At 47.2% G+C, this 5568-nt stretch carries 7 protein-coding genes and 1 riboswitch; all 7 genes read right to left on the reverse strand.

Annotated elements, in window-relative coordinates:
* Positions 1–148: 148 nt before the first annotated feature.
* On the reverse strand, positions 149–1447 hold the full coding sequence (gene purB / locus G3352_RS30740) for an adenylosuccinate lyase (protein WP_163761691.1): 1299 nt from the start codon (positions 1445–1447) through the stop codon (positions 149–151).
* A complete protein-coding gene (purK, locus tag G3352_RS30745) occupies positions 1444–2646 on the reverse strand; it encodes a 5-(carboxyamino)imidazole ribonucleotide synthase (RefSeq protein WP_163761692.1) in 1203 nt (400 codons plus the stop codon). The genes purB and purK overlap by 4 nt, the downstream gene beginning before the upstream one ends.
* Positions 2643–3128: a 5-(carboxyamino)imidazole ribonucleotide mutase gene (purE, locus tag G3352_RS30750; protein WP_090904914.1), complete on the reverse strand. Its 486-nt coding sequence runs from the start codon at positions 3126–3128 to the stop codon at positions 2643–2645. The genes purK and purE overlap by 4 nt, the downstream gene beginning before the upstream one ends.
* A 186-nt stretch (positions 3129–3314) precedes the next feature.
* Positions 3315–3416, reverse strand: a riboswitch (purine riboswitch).
* 270 nt (positions 3417–3686) lie between these two features.
* Positions 3687–4121: a universal stress protein gene (locus G3352_RS30755; protein WP_024633549.1), complete on the reverse strand. Its 435-nt coding sequence runs from the start codon at positions 4119–4121 to the stop codon at positions 3687–3689.
* A gap of 187 nt (positions 4122–4308) precedes the next feature.
* Positions 4309–4572: a DUF1294 domain-containing protein gene (locus G3352_RS30760; protein ID WP_163761693.1), complete on the reverse strand. Its 264-nt coding sequence runs from the start codon at positions 4570–4572 to the stop codon at positions 4309–4311.
* Positions 4573–4701: 129 nt separating this feature from the next.
* Complete coding sequence (locus tag G3352_RS31000) at positions 4702–4839, reverse strand: hypothetical protein (protein ID WP_181586730.1); 138 nt, start codon at positions 4837–4839, stop codon at positions 4702–4704.
* Between the two features lie 58 nt (positions 4840–4897).
* Positions 4898–5568, reverse strand: a 671-nt coding sequence (locus tag G3352_RS30765) for a DNA topoisomerase (RefSeq protein ID WP_205525145.1), incomplete at its 5' end; no start/stop codon positions are given.

The raw sequence follows: 5568 nt of genomic DNA on the forward strand, positions 1-5568 counted from the left end.
CGCTGTTATCCCCAGATTTTTTGATTCCACTTTTTCAAAGTGAAAATCCGGTGATAAAGGCGAACGCTTCGCTTCTTCAGCTTATTTCTGTCCTCTGCGTTCCCAGCTGACCCATCATTCAGTTCTCTAGCCTTATGAGAGTATTATATTAGTCGTTCAAACCAAGCTTTTTGAAGATGGTGTCTACGTGCTTCAGGTGCCATGATGGGTTGAACGCATCTGCGATTTCCTCTTCGCTCAGCACTTCAGTGATTTCCGGTGTAGATTTCACGATATCCTGGAACTGGCGTTGTTCTTCCCATGCTTGCATCGCACGTGGTTGAACGGTATCGTACGCTTGCTCTCGGCTGAAACCTTTGTCGATCAACTTGGTCATCACTCGACCGGAGAATGGCACGCCGAAGGTACGCTCCATATTGCGTTTCATATTTTCAGGGAATACCGTCAGGTTCTTCACGATGTTACCAAAACGGTTCAGCATGTAGTTCAGCAGCATCGTTGCATCCGGCAGAATGATACGTTCTACGGAAGAGTGCGAGATATCACGCTCATGCCAAAGTGTCACGTTCTCGTATGCCGATACCATATGTCCGCGAATAACGCGGGACAGACCGGAGATGTTCTCACTGCCGATTGGGTTACGTTTGTGCGGCATTGCAGAAGATCCTTTTTGACCTTTCGCAAATGCTTCTTCCACTTCACGGAACTCGCTCTTTTGCAGCGCACGTACTTCTGTAGCGAACTTGTCCAAAGATGTTGCGATCAATGCCAGTGTAGCCATGTATTCTGCATGACGGTCACGTTGCAGCGTTTGAGTCGAGATTGGTGCAGGCTTTGTACCCAGCTTCTCGCAGACAAACTCTTCAACAAATGGATCGATGTTCGCGTAAGTCCCAACTGCTCCAGAGATTTTACCGTATTGTACGTTGTCTGCCGCGTGGCGGAAACGCTCCAGATTCCGTTTCATTTCTTCATGCCAGAGTGCCATTTTCAGACCAAATGTCGTTGGCTCCGCATGCACCCCATGTGTACGTCCCATCATTGGCGTGTGCTGATAGGTCTTCGCTTTTTCACGTAAAATTTCGATAAAGTTCACGATATCACGTTCCAAGATTTCGTTTGCCTGACGAAGTACATATCCAAGAGCCGTATCAACGACATCCGTGGAAGTCAGTCCGTAGTGCACCCATTTCCGCTCTGCTCCCAGACTTTCAGATACCGTACGTGTGAAGGCAATAACGTCATGACGTGTTTCCTGTTCAATCTCGTAAATGCGGTCGATGTCAAAGGAAGCGTTCTGACGAAGCAATGCTGCTTCTTCCTTAGGAATGACTCCAAGCTCTGCCCAAGCTTCACATGCACAAATTTCAACTTCCAGCCATGACTTGAATTTGTTCTCCTCCGTCCAGATGGCTCTCATTTCGGGTCTGCTATAACGTTCGATCATAAATTTGTATTCCTCCAAAGATTAGTTTGTTCAATCCATTGTAATCCTTCTTCGACATCCTGACAGAGCAGATTGACATGCCCCATTTTCCGTCCTATCTTCGCTTCGGTTTTACCATATATATGAAGCTTAGGAATCACACCGAGTTCCAACGCTTCCGCGTCAGCCTGACCCGTTCTGGCAATTATACCTTCCAGATGTTCTCCAAGCACATTGACCATAACAACAGGGCTCAATAATGAAGTATCTCCAAGCGGCAATCCGCAAATCGCACGAATATGCTGTTCAAATTGTGATGTGGCACAGGCTTCCATCGTATAGTGGCCGGAATTATGCGGCCTAGGGGCCAGCTCATTCACGTACAGTCTTCCATCTGCCGCAACAAACAACTCCACTGCCAGCAATCCTACTGCTTGTATGGATTGAGCCACTGCTGCCGCCAACTTCTGCGCTTCAATCTGTATTTCGGTCGCTACTCTTGCGGGTACAATCGAAGCATGCAAAATGTTGTTCACATGAATGTTCTCCGCAGGCGGGAACGTCTTAATTTCTCCATTCGTGCTGCGTGCAACAACGACTGAAATCTCGCAGTCAAACTTGATAAATTGCTCCAATACCAGTTCCGCACCGGTAGCCGCGAGTTCTTCATAAGCAGCTAACGCCTGATTGGTTTCGCGAATAACCCGTTGCCCCTTGCCGTCGTATCCGCCGGTCACCGTCTTCAGTACACAAGGAACTCCAAGTTCGCTCACGGCTGCCTTCATTGTGTCCTTGCTTGTAATTTCCCGATAAGGGGCTACACGTACACCAGCCGCCTCAATGGCTCGTTTTTCACGTAAACGATGCTGGGTTGTGTATAATAACGCACTTCCTTGCGGTACATAGGATTCCCGTTCTAGGAGAGAAGCAACATCTGCATCTACATTCTCGAACTCATAGGTGATTACATCACACTGCCGAGCCAGTTCGAGTGCAGCCTTTTCATCGTCATATCCCGCTTCAATCTGATCGGCAATTTGTCCACAAGGAGCATCTACTGCCGGATCAAGTGTTACGAAACGATACCCCATCGCTGTTCCGGCAAGTGTCAGCATCCGTCCAAGCTGCCCGCCTCCAAGAACACCGATGGTTGTTTTTCCTGGGAGCAAGACACGTTCTGCTTCGCCTGATGATCCGGGTTGAATTTTGGTACTAGTCATATTTCGTCACTGCTTTCGAGCACTTCTTGTTTGATTCGCTCTCTGCGGGCTTCGCTGCGACGTTGGACATCCTGGTCAAAAGCACCGATGATCTGAGCCGCAAGCAATCCGGCATTCGTTGCACCAGCCTTGCCAATCGCTACCGTTGCGACGGGAATGCCACCAGGCATCTGAACAATGGACAGCAAGGAATCGAGACCATTTAGCGCCTTGGATTGTACGGGAACCCCAATGACCGGAAGCATCGTTTTGGAAGCGACCATACCAGGCAGATGTGCCGCCCCGCCCGCACCTGCAATGATAACCTTGAATCCACGGCCAATCGCTTGCTCCGCATATTCAAACATCAAATCTGGTGTGCGATGCGCGGATACGACCTTTTTTTCATACCCAATCTCCAGCTCGTCCAGCACCTCACAAGCATACTTCATCGTTTCCCAATCCGACTTACTGCCCATAATCACAGCCACCTGTACTGACATGAATACATCCAACTCCCGTCTGAGCGTTTTGGTTTCATCCTGTTGCTTCTCGTTTATTGTGAAATGAAAAAATCCGCTACCCGCGAAAACATCACATTTTCTCCGGACACCGGACTCCAAGAAATACGTATCCCGCATTTGGGCATGCCAAAGGCAGGCTTGCTGTCCGCATCTGATTTCATGCGTCTCTCAGCCGTATCTCCTCGTAGTCCGGAAATTTACGGTTCCCGGGTAGATACTTCCGGGCCCTATTCCCGGCGTTATACGAGCAAATATCTATTTCCACAAATAAATTCATTAATATTGAAAATTCCACATCTTTCGAACCTACTCGACCTTATATATAACTGATCGACACATCTAACATTCTAACAATCCCCTACAGCTAATGTCAACTTAAAGACGAACATTTAACATATTGACAAATATAATGTTCGGAAATAACCGATCATTCAGAGATACTGCATCCCTTTTATTCCAAAAAAGAAAGCCGACCCCTCTTCAACCTATCGAAGACAGCCGGCTTTTCTCTATTATGTGTGTACACACATTCTATAATTATTTCACGATAAGTACCGGAACCTGAGCATGCTGCACTACGTTATGACTAACGCTGCCCAAGACAAATTCCCGAATTCCACCAAGACCACGACTACCAATAATGATGATATCCGATCCGTTCTCTTTGGCATAATCGAGAAGGACCTCGGCAGCAGCTCCTTGAATCAGATCCACGTTCGCTGTAACGCCTGCAGCCTGAATTCGCTCTTTCGCTTCATCCGTTGTTTGCACCGCCAGATTATAGTAGTCATTATTCAAAGAAGGTGGCAAAGGTGCCAATCCTTCCCCGATGAATACACGTGGAAAGTCAAAGGCATGGATAACATCCAAGACAGCACCCGGAGAAACTTTGGCCAACTCAATCGCACGATCAAGTGCTTTATTTGAAGCTTTCGAACCATCATATGCTACTAGTATTTTGGAGAATAACATGTAAATCCCGTCCCTTCCTTTATATGTAGAACATTCGAAGCCAGCTTCGGTCTGACATAAAATACAAGAACCATGTAACTCCTTAAACATCCCCAGGTCAAAATGAACCATTTATAAGAAACATTTTACATAATCATTCTAGCCACTCACCTGGAGTACAACAGATCCCAATCGTTCAATACATACCTTATTGCAGGAAATACCCATAGATTACTGCATTCAGGAATAACAACAACGGAATGCCGATCGTAAAACTGGGATGTTTGGTTTTGTGACGTTTACGATACATTGCAATCCATACCCCCAATGCCCCACCAATAAAGGCCAGCAGGAACAGCGTTCGTTCGGGTGTACGGTCTCGACGGCGCTGCGCACGTTTCTTGTCTTCCGACATGACCAGGTAACCTACGACATTGATAAATAAAAACCACAGTATCAATCCGGTTTGCATATAATTCTAGCGGTCCCCCTGTCCCGGGACATCTCCCTGTACCTCCATTATAGTCCTCTGAAGGAACATGATCAACGCGGGAAGGGAACCGCAAAGATATTTAGAAGCAATGAATCCCGAATACCTAACCTATGACTCCTGTTTAGGAATACCATTCAGGTTTGGCGCTCTTTTTGCTGCCTTTTCGGGACGTACAGAGATACTCTCTTCCCGGATACTGTCTTTGTTCTGCTGATTATGAATCTTTTCTGGTTTGTTATGTGGCATCTGCGTATCACCTCCTAGGCTTACGTTGCCTGAAAAAGGAGAATCTTATACGACAGTCTTACTCTCCCTTTTTCTCCATGGCTGCCTTCAACAGTTCTCCCAGATTGGAACCGATCGACTCCTGCTTTGCATATTGTTTGACCAGCTTTTGCTGATCACGTTTGTTCACATGCTGTTTGTCTTTATCCAATGTTTCCGTTATGCCGCAAGGCAGGCATTGCACGTACAAACCTGCCTTACCCTCTTTAATTTCCATCTTTTTGTGACACTGTGCACACCGACGATTGGATAATCGTTTCTCTGCCGAACGACGATATCCGCAATCCTCTGTTGGACACACGAGGAACTTGCCACGTTTGCCCTTTTTCTCCAACAAGCGCGCATTACAATCCGGGCAGTGACTATTAGATACATTATGCGGCTTATACTCCGCTTTGCTTCCTTTTACCGTAGATACAAGCTCTTTCGCCATTGAACGAATGCTCTCCAGGAAAGGCTCTGGCTTCCCTTGCCCACGAGCAATATGCTCCAGTTCAGCTTCCCAGCGGGCTGTTAAATCCGGTGTACGCAGCTGAGGAGCAGCCAGTTCAATTAACTGCTTCCCTTTTCCCGTTGGATGCATGCTGTTTCCTTGACGATCGATGGTGTCGGAACTTACCAGCTTCTCGATAATATCCGCACGTGTAGCCGGAGTACCCAGTCCATACTTCTCCATCTGGGAAAGCAAAG

It is taken from the genome of Paenibacillus sp. ALJ109b, from assembly GCF_010747435.1.
GTDB classification, from domain to species: Bacteria; Bacillota; Bacilli; order Paenibacillales; family Paenibacillaceae; genus Paenibacillus; species Paenibacillus taichungensis.